Raw genomic sequence first — 19,460 nt, 5'->3', positions numbered from 1 at the left:
TCATGAAATACCAAGACTTAATCCAAGCCTGTCAGCAAGATTGGCAAGACTACACCGAGCATGATTTTGTTAAAACGCTGGCAAATGGCACTCTCGCTCAGCCGTGTTTTCTGCATTATTTGAAGCAAGATTTTCTGTTCTTAAAACAGTATGCCCGTGCATACGCGTTAGCGATTTACAAAGCCAAAACCTTGGCTGACATGCGTCGTGCATTGCCAAGTGTTCATGCGCTGTTAGATTCTGAAATTTCACACCACGTGACTTACTGTGGTCAGTGGGGTTTAACGGAATCTGACTTGGAAAATGAACCTGAAGATTTCGGCACTGTGGCTTACACACGCTACGTTCTAGATGCGGGTATGACAGGTGATCTTGTCGATCTTTATGCGGCATTGGCTCCGTGTTCAATTGGTTATGCCGTGATTGGTAAAGCGCTATTAGAAAGCAGCGATACTGTTTTGGAAGGCAACCCATACGCGAGCTGGCTGCAGCTTTACGGCGGAGAAGAGTTCCAATCTGGCGTGGCAACGGGTGCTGAGTATTTCAATCAGCTACTGGCTGAAATTGATATTAACAGCGAACGCGGTCAGAACATCGTTCATATCTTCAAAACGGCAACACGTATGGAAGTGGCTTTCTGGCAGCAAGGTCTGAATGCACTTACTGACTCGACAGCGGCTTAAAAGCGACTTTCACGAATAAGGATTCCCCCATGCTAACCGAACAAATTATCCAATCGCTGCGTGCAGTACGAGAACAAAAACCGTTGGTTGTGAACATCACCAACTATGTAGTGATGAACAACACGGCCAATGCGTTATTGGCGATTGGCGCCTCGCCTATCATGGCGCACTCACAGCAAGAACTGGCAGAGATGATGTCTTTCTCTGGCGCTTTGGTGATCAACATCGGCACGCTCGACAGCGTTTGGACACCACGAATGTGTTTTGCTGTTGAACAAGCGAATGCGAACAACAAGGTTGTGGTGCTTGATCCTGTGGGTTGTGGTGCAAGTACGCTGCGTACCGAGACTTCTCGTGAAATTGCACGCTTAGCTGACAAGTTGATCATTCGTGGTAATGCGTCTGAGATTATTGCTCTTGCGGGCGAGCAAGCACAAAGCAAAGGTGTTGATGCGTTAGATAGCAGTGATGCAGCATTAGGCGCAGCGCAGTGTTTAGTGGCTGAATACGGTGCAAATGTGGTGATTTCTGGTGAGACAGATTACGTTGTCACTAAAGACAGCGTGGTGACCTTAAATAATGGACACCCAATGATGCCGTATGTGACAGGCATGGGTTGTACCTTAACCGCATTGGCGGGAGCATTTGCAGCTGTTGGTGATGAAAGTGGTTTGGCTGCTGCGGCAGTATTAGGCGTGGTTGGTGAAATCGCAGCTGAAAACTCACGCGGCCCGGGTAGCTTGCAAATGAATTTGCTTGATGAGTTATACCAGTTAGACGAAGAGACTCTGATTCAACGTTTGAAGATTCAGTAAGCTCAATCTAGCGACAAGAGCTTAACTTATAGCTCTTAACTTAAAGAAAAGCCCCCGACACTTATGTGTAGGGGGCTTTCTATTCTGATTCGGAACTACGCCAGTTGTGTTAAGTCTGGTTTAGCTAAGTTCTAAATCGATTCACTTGGCTCTCTAGGTGATGAGCAACCTCAGTTAAGTCGCTCGCTGCACCTGAAATGCTGCTCACAGACTCTTGGTTACTTTGCGAGATGGTATTGGCCCCTTGCGCGTTTTCACCTAGTGATTTTGTTAAGCAATCTTGCTCATCGACGGATATTGCGATTTGGCTGTTGGCTTGATTCAAATCTTGGATATGTTGGTTGATCACATGCAAGTTCTGAGAAGCTTGTTGTGCCTGAGTTGAAGCATCGGAAACCGTGCTGTGGCTCTCTTTGATAGACTCTAATGCATCTTTAGCACCACGTTGTAGCGAGGTGATGAGTTCATCAATCTGGCTTGCCGAATCTTGAGTACGCTTAGCTAAGGTTCTTACTTCATCGGCTACTACTGCAAATCCACGACCTTGTTCACCAGCGCGCGCAGCTTCAATCGCGGCATTCAACGCTAGTAGGTTGGTTTGCTCAGAAACGCCTTTGATTACTTCAAGAATGGCACCAATGTTCATCGACTCTTTGTGTAGGTCAGTCACTTTCTGGCTGCTGACTTGCATGCTTTCATCGGCGCTGCCAATTTCATGCAGTGTCTTGTCTACTTCTTTAAGTCCCATAGCCACATTCTCGGTCGCTTGATTTGCGACTTGAGAGGCGTGGTTAGCACTTGAAGCAATTTCTGATGTGCTTGAAGCCAGTTGGTCAACCGCGGATGAGATGTTCATCATTTCACAGTTCAACTGTGTTGCGTTAGTCGAGCTGTTATTGGTCACTTGATTGAGTGATTTGGACATCTCGCCAATACGCACGCTAGAGCGGTTCACTTGACCAACAATATCGCGCAGAGATTCAATGGTGATCTCCATGTTCGTTAGTAGCTCGCCAATCTCGTTCTTGCTCTCAATGTTTACTTCAACATTCAGGTTACCTTGAGAAAGCTCATTGGTGATCTGCTTAACTTGTGCAATACCCTTGGTGATAGAGCGAGTCACCAACACGGCACTCGTCATGCCGATAACCAAAGCGACACCCGTTAGCAAGATGATGATTTGAATCGATCGCTTCTCACTGGCTTGTAGCACTGGCGTGAGCGCTTGCTTCTGCTGCTCGAGAATACTTTGAGCATCCGCGACCGCAATCGCTAAGCTGTCACCAATAGAGGCGAGGGTAGCGGTTCTTTGCGTGTTCTCAATCATCTGTTGATGAACTTGCTCAAAGCCTTTTGCATACGCTTTACGTTGGTTCGAGAAGTCTTCAATCAGCTCACTTTGATAAGGTGATGATTTGAGAGATTCAATATCGCCTTCGATACCTGGTAGAGCATATTCAAAAATGTCTTTACCCGCTTCATAGGTTTTAAGGTCGTTGTTGTTTGAGTAGCTCAGCACTGTGATCTTGGCGGCGAGGAAGTTCTCCATCAACATGCCCGCGTATAAGCTCGCGTTTGGATCGTTGTTATTGTAAGACTCATACAACAAGCTCTGAGCAGCTTTCAGTGCGTTGGTTTCGCGTTTGACCATCTCAACGTTTACCAGTTGGTCAATGAGGATCTCACTTTGTTTCATTGATCCATAAGCCACATCAAAGGCCGCCACGCTGTCTTGCACGAGCTGCAAGCTAGCTAGGCTATCGGTTTTGGTGGTGGATTGGATTAAGTTTTTGAGCAGATCATCAATCGCAAGTTTACTTGATTGATAATTCGTTTCGTACTGTTCATCCAATGACTCTAAGTAACGTTCAGAGGCTAAACGCATCTGAAGAAAGTGCACTTGAATGTTGCCTGAGAGTGTCGCTTTATGGCTGAATTCACTGTATTGGCTGAAGCCGTTCGACAAGGTTTGGATACCTTTGTAACTCACAAAGCCTGAAATGACGAAAAAGAGCAAGCAGATGGCATAACCCAGCTTGATCTTGAGCGCTATAGAAAGGTGGCGCATAACTATCCCTATATTTACCTGATTCCTTCACAGCGGAGTATTCCATAAAACAGCATTCTGGGCATGCTCGAAGTGAACACTTTGTGTAATAAGTAACGCTTTCGTTAAAAAGTTCAGGTTTTTCGACATGCTTTCAACGAGTTGCGTATTTGATGACACATGTGTAAGTGAGCTAATTTAGTATTAACTTCCATGCACATGATGCGATTTGTCGGTAAAATGGTGCAACGCCAATTTTAGACATCGACTCCGAAGGTACGAAATGAACCCTTATAAGCTCTACTTAGTAACGGATGACCAACAAGATTTAGAAACGCTTAAGTTCGTGGTTGAACAAGCGGTCGCTGGTGGTGTCACTATGGTCCAAGTGAGAGAGAAACATGGGGATGTGAGAGCTTTCATTGAACGAGCACAAGCTGTTAAGTCGATTTTGGTTGGTTCAGGTGTTCCGCTGATCATCAATGACCGAGTGGACGTTGCATTGGCTGTCGACGCCGATGGTTTGCATCTGGGGCAATCGGATATGCCTGCAGTGCTAGCTCGTCAGTTGATCGGCCCGGATAAGATTCTCGGGTTATCAATTGAAACTGAACAGCAGCTACAACAAGCCGACAGTTTGCCGATCGATTATATTGGACTCAGTGCCCTTTTTGCCACGCCGACCAAGACGAATCTAAAGAAACATTGGGGTTATGAAGGCATTCAAATGGCTTTGGAAACAACGAAGTTGCCGATTGTGGGTATCGGTGGAATTAACGAGTCGAACATTCCGCAGTTGGTTAAGACAGGCATTCATGGATTGGCCTTGGTATCAGCGATATGTCACGCTGAAAGCCCAAAACAAGCGACACGGGATTTGCTATTTTTAATGGAAGAGTGAAGGGGCTATAGACTAGAAAACAAATGAGGTTAGTCATCTGTTTTCTAGTGAAAACACAGAGCTGTGCTAGATGTGCTTATCGATTGAGCATTTAAGGTGCTCTATCTAACATAGGGTTTGGTTTACTGAATGCACAGAGCAACGGTGCCGATGATCATAAGAACGATCGCAGCGTACCAACCGTATTGTGCGGTTTTATCAGCAACAAACACCTTAATGTAGTTGATCTCTTCATGTGCCATTGCGATGAAGTCCGTGTAGTTAATCGACAACTCACGGCTAGCTTCTTTCAGGTCTTGCTGAAGCTTGTTGAAAGACTCATCGATGAAGCCCTTTGTTTCCGAAGCAGACGGAGTAACAGTTAACGCTAGGCTATTCCAAACCGCCATACGCGATTCATATTCGCTTTCACTGACACAATTAAGTACGCGTAAATCATACTCTCGTTTGTTACGCTCTTTACCCATTTTTTCAGGGCAAATATTTCTTAAAACGTTCACGACAAATTTTCCAAAAGGTTCATTTAGATATAGAAAAGCACTTGAAGAGCGCTCATAAACTGGGTGCGAATTAATATTCAAAAAGTGATCTATTTGAAACCGGCATAAGCGACTGCAAGGCAGGGCGTTTATCTGGGAGATTTGAAGTTGGGTCAGTGGTGTTAAAGAGCGATTTGGGTCTGTCTAAATTCATTTGAAAAGACAAACCCGTTGGGATCGCAGTGTAGTTAGGTCACTTTTGGACATCAACTAGGGTGTTCTATCCACACGACAAAGATATTTATCGGCAAGATAAGCAGAAATGAGGTAGCAGTGGTGAGTTCCACGCCGATATTGAATCTCTGAACTGACGATGTTTGAAGATTAGGGAGCTTAGTTTGCTTGCCATTGATTGTATTGCAGTGAGTGTCCCTTAAGCTTTTCAATAAGGCTGGTGAGAACAGGGCCATTGATGTGGCTACGAGACACCAAACAACCCACAGGAGTAATCCAACCACCATGCTCGTGCGAGACAGGTAACGCCACAAGATCGCCTTTTTGAATGCTTTCCATCACCATCATTTCAGGTACATTTGCCCACCCAATATTTTGTTCAACGAGATCAATAATGGTTTTGTGATTGTTGGCATACCAAAGCATGGAGCTAATTCCGTAGGTGAACCACAGTTCGCGTTGCTTTGAACTGCGATGCACGCATTGGCGGTAACGTTTTAAATCGGAATCTTGCACAACGGGCATTTGACTTAGTTCGTGCGTGGCAGAACTGACAGTGAGAAAGCGTGCTTGGCCAAGTAAGAAAAAGTCCATATCCACCTTAAGTTCACCATCCGCATAGATGATGCCAATCTGCGCTTTTCCACGCCTCACCATGTCCTCAACATCGAAGGTAGAAGCGGTAATTATATCGAAGTGAGTAATTGGAAATTGATCAGCTAGTGAGCTGATTATCTTTATGAAGTTCTTATCAATGATGCTCTCATCAACCGCAATGATCAGTTCATGCTCATCTTCTTGGGTCAGCGATTCTACTTTTTGGTCGAAGTACTTTTGCTGGTCGAGAATCGACTTGGCGACAGGCAATAACGCTTTACCTGTGGAGGTTAAAACGGGGATGTTCTTCTCTCTGTTGAACAGCTCTTGGTCGATGGCAATTTCTAGGTTGGCGATCGACTGGCTTACTCCAGACTGTGCACGTTTCAGCTTGCGTGCCGCGGCAGAGAAAGAGCCACTTTCACACACAGTGACGAAGACTTTTAGTTGCTCAAAACTGTACATGCTATCTCTCGCTCAATACTAAATAAGGGTGATAACGTTTAGGCTATCACTATTCGTGATGGCTGTTAACTTTCTCTTATTATTTCGGATGACATAATCCTACCTAATCCAACACTTACTAGATTATTTAGAGGAATGTATGAGTACCTTAGAAAGAGTGTTTCACTCAGTGTTATTCGAAGTTTTAGCCGTAACGCTTTCAATAATCGGCTTAGCGATATTTACCGATCACGATGTGAATGCCTTATCAGGAACAATGATAGTTGTTGCGACCATCGCGATGATGTGGAACTACTGTTTCAACCGCATTTTTGATCGCTATTTCACGGGTGAAAAATCCAAGCGTTCTCTGAAATTACGCATTTTTCACGTGGTGCTGTTCGAAGCTGGACTGTTGATAGCGACTATCCCGGTAATGGCTTACTTACTTAACGTGGGTATATGGCAGGCGTTCTTGATGGATATCGGCGTGACCATTTTTATTACCATTTACGCGTTTGTGTTTAACCTGATTTACGATCATGCGCGTGCATTCTGGGTACGAAAAGCTGATTTGGCGGTTCAATAAATTGCTCATTGAATCAACGTGATTATAGATACTAACCGTTTGTTTATTCGTTATTTTAGCGGAGGTATTCGGTTAGTAAACCTAGGTCACTCGTCATTTATTCTGCTATCTTAAATAAGGTGATAATTTGAGTTCGTGAAAGAACAGATTAAGAGGAAAGGATGTCCAATACCCTTCAAATGACGGTTGTAGATAAGAAAGAAGTCGAGCTTTTTGCTGAGCTTTTCAAAAATATCGATGGTGAAATCTACACTTTGCTACGCTGCGCTAAAATTCCTAATGACATTCTTACCAACAATGAACATTACGATTATCTCCCTGAGACAACCGTTAAAAATGTGGTCAAGATTATGGGGGAGTCGGCGTCACGAGAAGAGTTTGCGCTGTTTATGTGGAGCTTTTGCAAGCAAACCTATGTGCCCAGGTTTGTGGCTAAATTAAGTCAGCAAGATTCGTTAAAAAGTGCGCTAGACCAGTTTGGCGAGCAGTTAAAGCTCATTTCCAATGGTGCGATTGTCTATACCAAGCATTCTGGTGGCAAGTGGTGGTTTGTACGCGAGAAGCCGTTTACTAATGCACCTTGGTTTAAATTTGCAGAGCTGTTCTCTGTGATTTTTATCAACGAGTTACTTTCAGTATTAACACAAGGGCGCTGGAAGCCTTCTGAAGTGGGTATTCAGAGCGATGACCTTGATTGCTTTCAATCTTTGCCACAAATGGGGAATGCTCAGTTTTACACGCACAGGCCTGTTACGGCTTTCGAAATTCCAGAAGATATCATGCTTGAGCCAATTGTCTTGCCAAAGGTTGCCGAGGCACTTGAGCCAACAGCCCCTTTACCTAGTACATTTCTCAATGCCTTCAAGTTGGTGATAAAGCCTTATCTCACCATGGGAAAGCTCCCGATTAGCTTGGCTTCTGAGATTCTAAATATTCATGTCAGAACGATCCAGCGTCGGCTGGAAAGTGAAGGAGTGGTCTACAAAACCTTGATTGAAGAGATGGTTCTAGATCAGGTTTTAGAATTGCTCAAGCAGCCCGATCTATCGATCACTCAAGTAGGCGCGAAGATGGGATATTCCGATTCATCTCACTTCACTCGAGCTTTTAAGAGGCAGATGAACATGACGCCAAGACAGTACAGAAAGGAGCACTGTTAAATTCCTTATGTAGAAACCGGAGCCCAGATACATCTTTATTTATTGTCACCAAATGGCAATTTATCAACCTTGAATACTGGCAGTATGTCTACTAAGTTATTGAATGTTGATGAGTTGTTTTTTCCTCGATTTTTGCTTAGATTTTGCGATTTTCGTGGTCAATAAAAGCACCTTTGAAACCTCATAACACTCATTAGTAGTTACGGAATCGTTATGGGAAGTGGACTCCACTCATAAACGGAATCAAGGTGTATAAATGAAAAATGCAGGTTTAAAATTCTCTGTTGTTGCTCTCTCGTGTTCATTTGCTCTTTCTGCAAATGCAGCGTCAACATTGTTTACTAATGTTGATATTTTTAATGGCACAGAAAATAAATTGTACGAAGATCATCACGTACTGGTTGAAGATAATCTAATCAAACAAATTTCGGCAAACCCAATTGAAGCTGGTGAAGCTACTGTCATTGAAGGTGAGGGTAAAACGTTAATGCCTGGCTTAATCGATGGCCATGCCCACGTTATGATTAACTATAATTTTGGTGACATCGAAACCAATAAAGATCTCACTGACATCTCTATTCATGCAACGCAAGTGGCTAAGCGCTACTTAGATGATGGTTTTACAACCGTTCGTGACATGGGCGGACCTGCCTTCGGTTTGGCTCGCGAAATTGAGAGTGGCAATGTTGTTGGCCCTCGAATTTATCCGTCTGGCGCATTTATCTCTCAAACATCAGGTCATGGTGATTTCCGAGATAGAAGTGATCCCGGTTTCACGCCTAATTCGGTAGGGGATATTTCTAACTTCGAAAGAATGGGCATTGGCGCTGTAGCCGATGGCGTGCCTGAAGTACTCAAAGCGACAAGACTGAACTTACGCAATGGTGCTACTCAGATAAAGATCATGGCCGGTGGTGGTGGTTCATCTCGATTTGACCCGATTGATACAACTCAATACTCGGTAGACGAAACCTGTGCCATCGTTGAAGCAGCAAAAGATTGGAACACTTATGTTGCTGCGCATACATTCAATGACCGCTCGGTAAATCGTCTGCTTGATTGTGGTGTTAAAACCTTCGAGCACGGATTCTTTATTAATGATGACACGATGAAGAGAATTGCAAAAGAGGGCGGATACGTTGTTCCACAGATGTGGGGTCTATCACCAGATCTAGCAAAGAATCCGCTTATGCCTGCAGAAAAACTGCCTATGGTTGCTCAGCTTCAAGAGCAATATGGCGACTACGGTCAACGCCTACTGGAAAACAACGTGAAGGTTGTTTTTGCATCAGACTATGTAGGTGCAGATTCGGATGCTGAGCGAGCTCGTCGTTACGAAATTTACTGGAGAACACAAGCGTTTGGTAGCAACTTCGAAGTGCTGAAACAAATGACATCTACAGCTGGTGAAATGTTAGCGATGTCAGGTCCTAGAGGTACAACCCAAGGTAAGTTAGGTGTCATCGAAAAGGATGCCGTTGCAGATATTCTACTGGTAGATGGTAATCCACTGGAAGACATGACGGTATTAGGTGCGACCACCGAGTGGTTTGACGCTGACCCTGAATACAAGACTATCGATACGATTAAATTGGTAATGAAAGATGGCGTTGTATACCGCAACGAAATGTAATCTTTGATTTGATGTTTAATAGTTAGGTAGGGGATTTCCTCCTCTACCTAATTTCGCTTAACGATGTTTTTGTGAGGTAAAGTTTCATGGTTATTTTGAAGCCAATCTGTTCGCTGTTTGTATTGTGTTGTTTGTCGTTTTCATCACTAGCTAACGAAGTGAAGGTTACATACTGGGACGAGTTAATCCCAAGCATGGAGCTGATAGAAGACCCATTTCAAAAGCTCGACCGAAATCAGATGTTCGACATGGCGACTATTGCTCGTTTTAAAGACGCGCAAACTGAAGATGGTTTTGTCGCAAGTGACGAAGCAAAACAGGAAATAGTGGAAGTAACAGAAAGGCTCAAAAAACAGGACGTCGATGTTGAAGCGCTGTTTGTTGCTCGTGAGCAGATTATGAAGCAACGAGAAGCGTTAGGTTCTAAACCAAATAATGAGGTTGTAGGCAGTAAGCATCGAATCCCTGGCTATATCACTCCGATTGAAATGGATGGCACCAAGGTGACTAAGTTCTTCTTAGTGCCTTCTGCAGGAGCTTGTATCCATACTCCCCCCCCTCCTGCGAATCAACTGGTGCTGATAGATTACCCGCAAGGCATTGAATTGGTGAGCTTAATGACACCGGTTTGGGTTGAAGGGCAGTTAATAGGACACCAATCGAAAGAAAATGTGAATTACTCTGACGGTGCAGCCAACGTGCAGTCGGTATATGCGATGAAAGCGGACGGTATCGAACAATATCAGCCTTAACGAGTGTATTTAGTAGGCTCCAATATCTTGTAGGAAGTATTTAAATAGCTCCGTGTCATCAAATGACAATTTTCAATGTGAGTAATAACTAAAATAAAACTAACTTAAAAAGCATTGGTGACATGATGAATTCAAGATTATCTAAAGTAAGTATGGCAATTGTGATGGCGGTTAGCCCAATGAGCGGCGTTGTTTATGGCGCCAACTTCGAAGGCCCTGACTCTGTTGAAAATACAATTGCAGAACAGAAAGCACAAAAGAAATCTTGGAGGGAGTCGTTGGCCGATGATGGCATTACATTTGGAGCAGATTATAACGCTTTGGGTTTAGCCTCTAGCAATGGGTCTATGGGGAACGATGTTGATGCCTCTTCCGGTGTTGCGAGGTTTTATGGCTCTTGGAATTTGGTAGGCAAAGAGACGGGTAATACAGGCGGAATAGTATGGAAAGTCGAACATCGCCATGCCTATTCTGATTCAGCACCCAAAAATTTAGCCTTCATTGATGATACTGACCGATTGTTCAATAACGGTACCAAAGAAGGGTTAGGTTATGTAGGTATGATTGGCTCTGCCTTTAGCGACCAAGGCTTCCGCGTCACCAATTTGCATTGGAAACAAAAGTTTAATGGAGGTAAAACCTCAGTTATCGCTGGGTGGCAGGATGTTACCGACTATGTGGACACATACGCATTAGCGAGCCCATGGTCTGGCTTTAGCAACCTTGCATTTTCGACTGGAGCTGGAGCGATGGGGTTACCTGATGATGGTGTATTAGCCCTTTCTGCTGGGCATATGCTGACTGACAATTACTATGTGATTGCGGGTATCGCCGACGCCAACGGAAAATCAGACGATATCTTTGATGGCCTCAGTACATTATTTGATGAGAGTGATTTTTTCACCACGCTAGAACTCGGTTGGACAGCATCGCAAGACCAAATATTCACTGATAATTTCCACATTACAGCGTGGCACTTTGATGGTGGTACTCGTCATAGCTTGTCTGATGCGACAGGCGGAGGTGAATCTGGTAAAGGTATTAACTTCTCATGGAGTCAATTTGTCACACCTCAAGTAATGCCGTTTGTGAGAGGTGGTTTTTCTGATGGAGATGTTGCTCTGTATGAACGCTCATTGAGTGTCGGTGTTGGCTATTTTGGCCTAGGAAGCGAAAAGAACAACCTTGGTTTTGCGGTTAACTGGTCGGAAATAAATGAGTACGCACTAAAAGGCATTTCGACTGGTGTGTATGGTAATGACGGTGAACAGTTTACCGCAGAACTCTACTACAACATGCAACTCAACGATTTCATCCAAGTGACACCTGATATTCAATACATTAAAGATCCAGCGTTCTCCAATGAAAGCAGCGCGTGGGTGTTCGGTGTTCGTGCAAGAATCTTTATCTAATTCTCCTTGTTTATAATCAGATTTGGATATAGAAAAGTGAGCCTAATCAGGCTCACTTTTTTGTCTTTGGTTTTTAGACATAAAGGTTATGCTTTCTTGGTTTTCAGGGTGTCACCGAACAAGATATTTATGGCTTCTAACATCACAAATCTTAACCCGACGAGAACCACGTAACTCGACAGGTCTTAAAGTCGGTTTGGCGCATTATGGTAAGTAAGGGTTTTAAGAATGATCCAAGATAAGACTCCAATTTAGACAGAGGCGCATATGATTATTCATTTTAGAATCCAAGATGTAGAAGAACTTTGGGGAGCCATAGATTTGGCAACGCTCTTACAGTTGGAACTGAGATCAGTATCAACCACACCGTTAACTCTCTGATTGAAATAGTTAAGTTACCAATTACACTTGAAGCATAAGTTTGAATGGAGTCAACTTAATGCTTTCACCCCAATCGCCGTATTCCTCTTCCATTGCTCTGATCTTAACTGGTTTTTTTCATCCTCGGCCCATGCGTCGAATGAGGCGATTCAACATCGGTTAGAAAAGATATTCGCTGTTTCTATAGCGCTTACTGACAGTGATGCAGTCTCAATTGGTTTTGTGGATTTCGACCCAAACTCGTTTATTAACTTGAACGACAGTGGTTTTGGCTCTGATAAAACTATCGACACTCGAAGCCAAGTCAGTGTCGGCTCTATCCCTTATTCTTCTGTAATGAAAACCGATGATCCCGACCTTGATCTGATTTGGTCTGTGCGAGGGTCGTATGCGCTCTCGGAACAAAATATTGAAATATCATCGGATGTGACTCCTGACCGTCGTGTTAATCCGAATAAAGACTCGGTATTGGGCTTGTATGGTTTCTTCGGCGTTCAAAATCATTTAAACCAACACTGGTCTATTGCTTATGGTTTGGGCGCTCACTTGCTCTATTACCGCAATAAATATGAATATAACAACAGCTACTCTCAGGCATTTCAATCTCAGTTAGATGGATATGCGCTGAACACGTCTGCATGGGCGCTGATTGGCGAGCCGTCGGTGAAACTCCAATACCTACAGAAACAAGAGTGGGGAAGTTGGAATATCTCATCAAGAGCACGTTATTTCTATGGAACAGGCTGGGGCGAAGCCAATGATGGCGACATTGGTAATCCAGAAGGATTACGCTTTATCAATGAAATTGAATTCCGACAGAATGTGGCACTGGATGCTTGGTCGTTAAAGAACCCTCAGATTCACTATAACCTGCGAAGAATCGACGTGGCAGGGGATCTTACTGACCCACTCGATACACACTATTACTATGAGTTTGGTGCAGGTTTAGTGTTCAATGTGCCTTACGATTCTTACTTCTTTGATAATTTTGGTGTTGGGATTAACTTCAACTACGGCAGTTCGCTGAGCGGTGGTAGCTTGCTGTTCTTACTCAACAATTAACATAAATATTTAATCTTAAAAGTACTCATCTAATTTTAATTTGTATGTGTCGTGAAATGGTAAATATTCGCTCGTAAACTTGGTCATCATAGTCGCTCACCCATAGCACGAGCACTCTATGAACAAGTTAAGCTTTGACCGAAAAATACCGTTATACGTGGTATCGGCACTTGTCCTAAACATGGTATTTAGTTTGTGGTTGCTGAGTATCGCTTCTACCACAGCCATGTCTTTTTCGGTATGTATGCTCTTTTTGCTCAGTACTTTCATTACTGCGCGTCTTTATCGATATGAAATGACTCAAAGCAAGAATAGCTTGTCTGAGGCGATTATTGATGGTGTTGCCGGCTTTATTATTCTTGATAGCCAACTGAGGGTCATTCAGGTCAATCAGCAGTTTTCTAGAGTCTCTGGTTATGCGTTTGACCAAGTCGAAGCTCGTCCTATTTCTGACCTCTGTTTTATGAACAACAGTGGTTTGATATCGACCATTGCGACCTCGCTTAAGCAAAATCACAGATGGAAAGGTGAGTTGAGTGGTGTCAGCCGACTTGGTGAACACTTTACGGTTAATGCAGTTGTCGAAAAGCTAACCGAAATATTGCCGAACAACGAAAAATACGTTGTAACTTTTACCGATATTAGTCGACGTAAGGTGCTCGAACGCCAATTAAGAATACTGGTTGAAACGGACTCACTCACAGGTTGCTGGAATCGCCGCCGCTTTGATAAAGAGTTAAGTCACTACTCAAACCTAGCTGATCGCTACGGTCATACACACTCCTGTTTAGCACTGATCGATTTGGATCACTTTAAAGCAATTAATGATAACCATGGTCATGATCAAGGTGATACAGCTCTTAAAGAGGTGGCCGAACTGTTGAAGAAAAACATCAGAGATACCGATATCGTGGCACGAGTTGGGGGGGAAGAATTTGCGATTTTGATGCCAGAAACCAACCTGTCAGAAGCGATTGAAGCTATGTATCGGTTAAAAGAAGTGATTGCTAAAGACACAACACTAAACCTAACGGTAAGTAGTGGTGTGTCTGAAATACAAGCGTATGCCGAAGCGACGTATCGCAGCGCGGATAGGGCGCTTTACCGTGCAAAAGGTAACGGCCGAAATAGAGTGTGTAGTTCCAGTTAGGATTATCTGAAGCCAATTGCACTTGGTTAATCGGTTAGAACTGTTTTACGCGGAAATTGAGCGTTGATAAATCTTAGGCGTAAGGCCGGAAACTCGCTTAAATGCTCTAGAAAAGTGAGAGATATTGGTGTAACCCAATTGGCTCGAAATATAAGTCAGAGTATGGCCTTCTTCCATCAATTCACACGCAACGGAAAACATCAGGTTCTCTTTGATTTTTCGATAGGTGGTGTTTTCATTTTTGAGTTTTCGTTGAAACGTTCTCACGGAAAAATTAAGAAGCTCTGCAGCTTCTTCAAGCGAGAGGTCCTGCTCTTTCATATAGGGCTTGAGTAATTCGTAAACGCTGTCGGTAAAGCTGGTGTGCCACTCAATGATCGCGGGCTTATTGCTTAAGTCTTTGGCAGTAAGGCGAATGGGTAGTTGTAGGATCTCATCAGGGATCATCACAGCGGTTGAATTATGGTCAACAAAAAGCTGACAGTGACTTGGAAGCAGTGTTTTGACGATATCAGTGTCATGTCCTTGTAAACGTACTTTGCTTGGCTGCCAAGGTGACTGAGAGAGAATCGTTATTAGTTCAATAATGTAAGTGATAGCAAATACCTCTCCCCATTGGGACATGGGTGAATTATCTGCGGGGGCAGTTCGACAAAACCAACTCTGTCCGTGTTCTTGAATGAAGTCGACTCTACTGCCGGGAGAATCATAAGAGAAAATCGTGCTGATATGCTTTAGCGAATCTCCAATGGTTTCAAATTCGGTAAATTGATGCAAGACGTATGGGATGATTCTTCGCCTAAAGGCAAGGCCAAGTATGTCCGTAAATCGAGATACGCCTAGTTGTGATGAGGTCAAATAAATCAGTCGCTTGATTGATTCTGAGGGTACAAAGTCACTTTCTGATTCAATCAGATCGGGTGGTAAGCCCGAGTCTTCAAGTAGCTTGTGTAGGTCTAATCCATAGTCAGTGAAGATTTGGACTAAGATCTTAGCATAACTTGTTTGTATTACCGGTACTTGGTAGTGACTAGAGGTCATGAGAATACAATCCTGTATATATTGTCGCATTATTAGACGAGCATATCATTTGCAACGTTTTATTTACTAAATCTAACCTTATTTACTTGAGTTTTCCATTGCTAGGTTTATTTTTAAAGTATTAATTTTATTGATGTTAGTTATCTAGAAGGGAGTCCCATGTCAGAAGTTGAAGGGAGCAAGCAAGAAGCCAATGAAGAAGTTGTCGAACAAACAAATGGAAAAGACAAAGTAAGAAAGATAACAAATTACCTACTGTTATTTGTGGCGTTTATGTTGATCTTCAGTGTTATCTCAGATCGCATCATCCCTATTACTGACAATGCTCGTGTAAAGGGCTATATCGTTCCTATAAAGCCTGAGGTGTCGGGTAAAGTGCTAGATATCTTAGTTCAGCCGAACCAACTGGTTAATCAAGGCGATAAGTTAGCCATTTTGGATGAGTCTGATTACCGAATTGCCGTACAACAAGCAGAGCAAAATCTAGAGATTGCAGGCCAAAATGTGGGAGCTCAAACCGCTAGCATTGCTTCAGCTCAAGCGAAACTTACTTCAGCGATCGTTGAAAGACAAAATACTAAACTACAAGCAAAGCGTGTTTTAGAGATGGCCGACAAAGGTGTCGTTTCTAAATCAGACGCAGATAAAGCGCGAGCAGCATTAGCGACGTCTCGAGCAGCAGTTGTGAATGCGGAAGCTGACCTTGATCGTGCAAAGAAACAAATGGGTAAAGAAGGTGAAGAAAATAGCCAAGTGAAAGCGGCGTTGCTGGCTCTTGAACAAGCTCAATTGAACTTAGAGCGCACCGTAATTACCGCACCGACACAAGGTGGAGTTTCTAACTTTAGCTTATCTGAAGGTTTTTACGCTTCAGCAGGTCAACCGATCATGACTTTTGTCTCAACGGAAGATATTTGGATTGAAGCTTATTATCGTGAAAATAGCCTTGGCAACGTAACGGTCGGTGATGAAGTCGAAGTGGCATTGGATTTTGCTCCAGGACAAATTGTGAAAGGTCGAGTGAGCAGCATCGATTGGGGGGTTGATTGGGGGCAAAATGATCAAGCAGGTAAACTTGCTCAAGCTAGCCAACAAACGGGGTGGTTACGTCAAACACAGATGCTTCCTATCACCATAGAGTTTGAACGAGATGAGATGCAAGGTATGCTCCGAGTTGGTGGGCAGGCGGATGTGATTGTTTATAGTGGTGATAACTTTGTATTCAACGCAATAGGCAAAGTGTGGATTCGTTTGATTAGCGTGTTGTCTTATGTCCGATAAATCGATCCCTGACCAACAAACACAACAACGGATCCTGCGGTATACCGTTGGGGTTACGTTAGCTGTGTTTTTGGCTGCGTGGATTAACTGGCCGCTCGCATTTGTAGCGCCAGTGTTCACCGCTAAGTTTCTAATTGATAAACCAAGCCTTCATAAGGAGACGGTCTATGAACTGCTTTTGGCGGTAGTAGTGACCATGGGGTTAGGGTTATTGTTGTCGCGAGGAATTACCCATTATCCAGTTCCATTATTGATTTTGGTGGGGCTAGTGATGCTTTGGGGTTACTACTTATTTGTTGACCCTAAGTGGAATCTGTTCGCAACCATATTATTAATTGCTGTACTGATGTTGCCATTTATGGCGATTGATAACCCTGGAGTCTCGGTATTATTAGCATCTGGCTTGGCCACCTCTGGTGTGGTTTCGGTGACTATTTTTGCGCTGGTTCATATATTTTTCCCTGAACCGAAAACTGAATTCTCCGGCTTTGCGTCGGCGCCATTCAACAGAAGAGAGCGTTGGTATGCAGCTTTCCGCGCCATGATTATCTCTTATCCTGTTGTGTGTTTTTTCTTTATATTTCAGATATCTGAAGCATTGCTAACCATGATGTTTATTGCATTATTGTCACTAATGATTACTTCGGAAAAGTCGGTCAAGTTGAGTGCATTTCTGGTGATCAGTAATGGTATTGGGGGTTTACTCGCGATAGCGGCTTTTTCAATCCTTTCTATTGTTCCCAATATTATCTTCTACTCTTTATTCATAGGCTTGGTTGCTATTGTGATTGCCAAAAAGATCTACACGGTTCCCGAAAAAGCGCCGATTTTCGCCACTGCATTTAGTACGTTGCTCGTACTGGTTGGTAGCACATTGATGAGCTCAGGCGACATCGATAGCAACACTCTTATACGCATATTCCAATTAGTATTAATTGGCATATATATGATTTTAGCTTCTCTATTCCTAGAAACTCGGAATTGGAAGTTCCTACAAAATCAGCCTTAATTCTGTCTAACAAGGACGTCTCATGAAGTTAACCGATGATTTTTCAAAACAGGCGATAGACGCTGCCATAAAAATTGCAGCGATTGCCATGCTCGTGTATTGGTGTTTTTCGATTTTGCGCCCATTCATTCTTTTGGTGGTGTGGGGGGCGATCATTGCGACTGCGCTGTACCCTGTTGCTGTGGCGATTTCAAATAAAACGGGGATATCGAAAGGTAAAGCCAGTGCATTGCTGAGTTTTATTGGTGTTATTCTTCTGTTTATTCCTTTGGCCGCGCTTTCTTCCGGTATCTATACCAGTGCTTCTGACCTGATGACGGGGCTTCAAGATGGCACATTGTCCTTGCCTAAACCGAAAGAGTCTTTGCAAGAGATTCCGTTGATTGGTGAAAAAGTTTATGCGGTTTTAGTTCACGCTTCATCCAACATAGAAAGCGTGTTCATCAAGTATGCGGAAGAGCTGAAAATATTCGCGACCAAAGCAGCGTCGGTTCTGGGCTCATTGGGAGGTGGTTTCATTCAATTTATCATCTCGACCATCATTGCCGGTGCATTCATGAGTAATGCTGATAAATGCCAAACAGGTGTGACTCATTTAGTGGCGCGTTTAACGGGTGGTAAAGGTGAAGAATTGGTGCAGCTCTCTAAATCGACGGTGCGCAGTGTTGTGCAAGGTGTGATTGGTGTGGCTGTGATTCAATCAATTATGTCGGCAATCGGTTTGGTGATTGCAGGCGTGCCTGCCGCTGCCATATGGGCGCTAGCTGTGCTGCTAGTTGCAATTATCCAACTTCCACCGATTCTTGCTCTATTACCTGCGATTATCTACATGTTCAGCGTTGAATCGACGTTGGCGGCGAGCTTGTTCTTAGTGTGGTGTATTTTAGTCAGTGGTAGTGATGCTATCTTGAAGCCAGTACTGTTGAGCCGTGGCTCTCACATTCCAATGTTGGTTATCTTATTAGGTGCGTTGGGCGGAATGGCGATGTCAGGAATCGTCGGTTTGTTCGTGGGTGCTGTGATATTGAGTTTGACCTATGAGTTGATGATGGCGTGGCTAGGACTTGAAGATAAAAACCAAGCAGAAACTGAAAAAGACCAAGAAGAGACAGAGGAAAAATAGATGAAGCCAGTCTCGAAAGACGACAACTTCTACTTCTTGTTTTATGCATTGTTAGTGCTGTTTTTTGGTTGTGCGGTGATGCAGCAATTTTACCCACAAGGTCAGAAAACAATACTATTTCTCATCATAATTACTTTAGCGTGCTCAATTGCTGGTATCCATAGAGAGCGAGCCTTGTATCGATCTTGGTATGGTCTGTTGTTGATAACAGCGTCCGTATCAGGTGTATTTTCGTTTTTGGAAGGTTATAACCTGTCGATAGTGACGTTATTGGCGTTGGCTGTGTTCTTGTTCTCACACATTTACTCGGCGTTAAAACAGGTGATGAAAGCAAAAACGGTAACCCCCAATCACATTATCGGATCGATCTGTATTTACTTATTGTTGGGGTTTGCTTGGTCGATTATCTATTTGTTGATTTTGGAAATCTTTCCTAGTGCATTTTACGGTTTGGAAGAGCAAGTCTGGTTAACGAATTTGTTCAATGCGATGTACTTTAGTTTTATCACTCTGACCACCGTTGGCTATGGAGATATTTCACCGGCTTTGCCTATTGCTCAGTTCTTTGTGTTTATGGAATCCATTATCGGCAGCTTTTACTTGGCTATCATGGTGGCGAGTTTGGTGAGTGTTCGACTTACACAGTCTCAATCCCAATAGGTCACAT

At 43.5% G+C, this 19,460-nt stretch carries 18 protein-coding genes; 14 read left to right on the top strand and 4 right to left on the bottom strand.

What is annotated here, in order from left to right:
- Nucleotides 1–2: 2 nt before the first annotated feature.
- Together tenA and thiM are read left to right on the top strand one after the other, a co-directional pair.
- Nucleotides 3–683, top strand: a complete 681-nt coding sequence (gene tenA, locus QQ041_RS09260) for a thiaminase II (RefSeq protein ID WP_146490818.1) — start codon at nucleotides 3–5, stop codon at nucleotides 681–683.
- Nucleotides 684–712: 29 nt separating this feature from the next.
- Nucleotides 713–1,498 carry a hydroxyethylthiazole kinase gene (gene thiM, locus QQ041_RS09255; protein WP_285953693.1) on the top strand — a complete coding sequence of 262 codons (786 nt, stop codon included), beginning with the start codon at nucleotides 713–715 and terminating at the stop codon, nucleotides 1,496–1,498.
- Nucleotides 1,499–1,622: 124 nt separating this feature from the next.
- Here the strand turns inward: thiM and QQ041_RS09250 are convergent, their stop codons facing one another.
- Nucleotides 1,623–3,566, bottom strand: a complete 1,944-nt coding sequence (locus QQ041_RS09250; RefSeq protein WP_285953692.1) for a methyl-accepting chemotaxis protein — start codon at nucleotides 3,564–3,566, stop codon at nucleotides 1,623–1,625.
- A 262-nt stretch (nucleotides 3,567–3,828) separates the two neighbouring features.
- Here QQ041_RS09250 and thiE point away from each other — a divergent pair, with 262 nt between their 5' ends.
- On the top strand, nucleotides 3,829–4,446 hold the full coding sequence (thiE, locus tag QQ041_RS09245; RefSeq protein WP_285953691.1) for a thiamine phosphate synthase: 618 nt from the start codon (nucleotides 3,829–3,831) through the stop codon (nucleotides 4,444–4,446).
- 122 nt (nucleotides 4,447–4,568) lie between these two features.
- Here thiE and QQ041_RS09240 read toward each other — a convergent pair whose 3' ends face one another.
- The gene (locus QQ041_RS09240) at nucleotides 4,569–4,913 is read right to left on the bottom strand and encodes a thiamine-phosphate diphosphorylase (protein WP_146490886.1); all 345 of its coding nucleotides are present in this window, start codon (nucleotides 4,911–4,913) and stop codon (nucleotides 4,569–4,571) included.
- 405 nt (nucleotides 4,914–5,318) lie between these two features.
- Nucleotides 5,319–6,221 carry a LysR family transcriptional regulator gene (locus QQ041_RS09235; protein ID WP_285953690.1) on the bottom strand — a complete coding sequence of 301 codons (903 nt, stop codon included), beginning with the start codon at nucleotides 6,219–6,221 and terminating at the stop codon, nucleotides 5,319–5,321.
- A gap of 139 nt (nucleotides 6,222–6,360) precedes the next feature.
- Between QQ041_RS09235 and QQ041_RS09230 the strand changes: the two genes are divergently transcribed.
- The 7 genes from QQ041_RS09230 (at nucleotide 6,361) to QQ041_RS09200 (ending at nucleotide 14,339) form a co-directional block, all read left to right on the top strand.
- Complete coding sequence (locus QQ041_RS09230) at nucleotides 6,361–6,789, top strand: PACE efflux transporter (protein WP_285953689.1); 429 nt, start codon at nucleotides 6,361–6,363, stop codon at nucleotides 6,787–6,789.
- A 179-nt stretch (nucleotides 6,790–6,968) separates the two neighbouring features.
- Complete coding sequence (locus tag QQ041_RS09225) at nucleotides 6,969–7,949, top strand: helix-turn-helix transcriptional regulator (RefSeq protein ID WP_353057835.1); 981 nt, start codon at nucleotides 6,969–6,971, stop codon at nucleotides 7,947–7,949.
- Between the two features lie 256 nt (nucleotides 7,950–8,205).
- A complete protein-coding gene (locus tag QQ041_RS09220; RefSeq protein WP_285953687.1) occupies nucleotides 8,206–9,582 on the top strand; it encodes an amidohydrolase family protein in 1,377 nt (458 codons plus the stop codon).
- Nucleotides 9,583–9,668: 86 nt separating this feature from the next.
- Nucleotides 9,669–10,334: a DUF3299 domain-containing protein gene (locus QQ041_RS09215; protein ID WP_285953686.1), complete on the top strand. Its 666-nt coding sequence runs from the start codon at nucleotides 9,669–9,671 to the stop codon at nucleotides 10,332–10,334.
- Between the two features lie 122 nt (nucleotides 10,335–10,456).
- Nucleotides 10,457–11,746 carry a carbohydrate porin gene (locus tag QQ041_RS09210; RefSeq protein ID WP_285953685.1) on the top strand — a complete coding sequence of 430 codons (1,290 nt, stop codon included), beginning with the start codon at nucleotides 10,457–10,459 and terminating at the stop codon, nucleotides 11,744–11,746.
- Nucleotides 11,747–12,274: 528 nt separating this feature from the next.
- The gene (locus QQ041_RS09205; protein WP_353057834.1) at nucleotides 12,275–13,189 is read left to right on the top strand and encodes a Solitary outer membrane autotransporter beta-barrel domain; all 915 of its coding nucleotides are present in this window, start codon (nucleotides 12,275–12,277) and stop codon (nucleotides 13,187–13,189) included.
- A 118-nt stretch (nucleotides 13,190–13,307) separates the two neighbouring features.
- Nucleotides 13,308–14,339 carry a sensor domain-containing diguanylate cyclase gene (locus tag QQ041_RS09200; RefSeq protein WP_285953683.1) on the top strand — a complete coding sequence of 344 codons (1,032 nt, stop codon included), beginning with the start codon at nucleotides 13,308–13,310 and terminating at the stop codon, nucleotides 14,337–14,339.
- Nucleotides 14,340–14,384: 45 nt separating this feature from the next.
- On the opposite strand, the gene QQ041_RS09195 is transcribed toward QQ041_RS09200, so the two are convergent.
- A complete protein-coding gene (locus tag QQ041_RS09195) occupies nucleotides 14,385–15,380 on the bottom strand; it encodes an AraC family transcriptional regulator (RefSeq protein ID WP_146490810.1) in 996 nt (331 codons plus the stop codon).
- A gap of 159 nt (nucleotides 15,381–15,539) precedes the next feature.
- Between QQ041_RS09195 and QQ041_RS09190 the strand changes: the two genes are divergently transcribed.
- The 4 genes from QQ041_RS09190 to QQ041_RS09175 are packed head-to-tail and all read left to right on the top strand — an operon-like array spanning nucleotide 15,540 to nucleotide 19,453.
- A complete protein-coding gene (locus QQ041_RS09190) occupies nucleotides 15,540–16,661 on the top strand; it encodes an HlyD family secretion protein (RefSeq protein ID WP_285953682.1) in 1,122 nt (373 codons plus the stop codon).
- Entirely contained in the window at nucleotides 16,651–17,670 is a 1,020-nt protein-coding gene (locus QQ041_RS09185; protein ID WP_285953681.1) for a DUF2955 domain-containing protein, read from the top strand. The genes QQ041_RS09190 and QQ041_RS09185 overlap by 11 nt, the downstream gene beginning before the upstream one ends.
- A 22-nt stretch (nucleotides 17,671–17,692) precedes the next feature.
- Nucleotides 17,693–18,793, top strand: a complete 1,101-nt coding sequence (locus QQ041_RS09180; protein ID WP_285953680.1) for an AI-2E family transporter — start codon at nucleotides 17,693–17,695, stop codon at nucleotides 18,791–18,793.
- Nucleotides 18,794–19,453 carry an ion channel gene (locus QQ041_RS09175; protein WP_285953679.1) on the top strand — a complete coding sequence of 220 codons (660 nt, stop codon included), beginning with the start codon at nucleotides 18,794–18,796 and terminating at the stop codon, nucleotides 19,451–19,453. It begins immediately after the preceding gene.
- Nucleotides 19,454–19,460: the final 7 nt, after the last annotated feature.

The sequence above is a fragment of the Vibrio sp. TMPB1044 genome, from assembly GCF_030442075.1.
In the GTDB taxonomy this organism is placed as follows: domain Bacteria; phylum Pseudomonadota; class Gammaproteobacteria; order Enterobacterales; family Vibrionaceae; genus Vibrio; species Vibrio satsumensis.
This window is presented reverse-complemented; position numbering and strand designations above follow the sequence as displayed.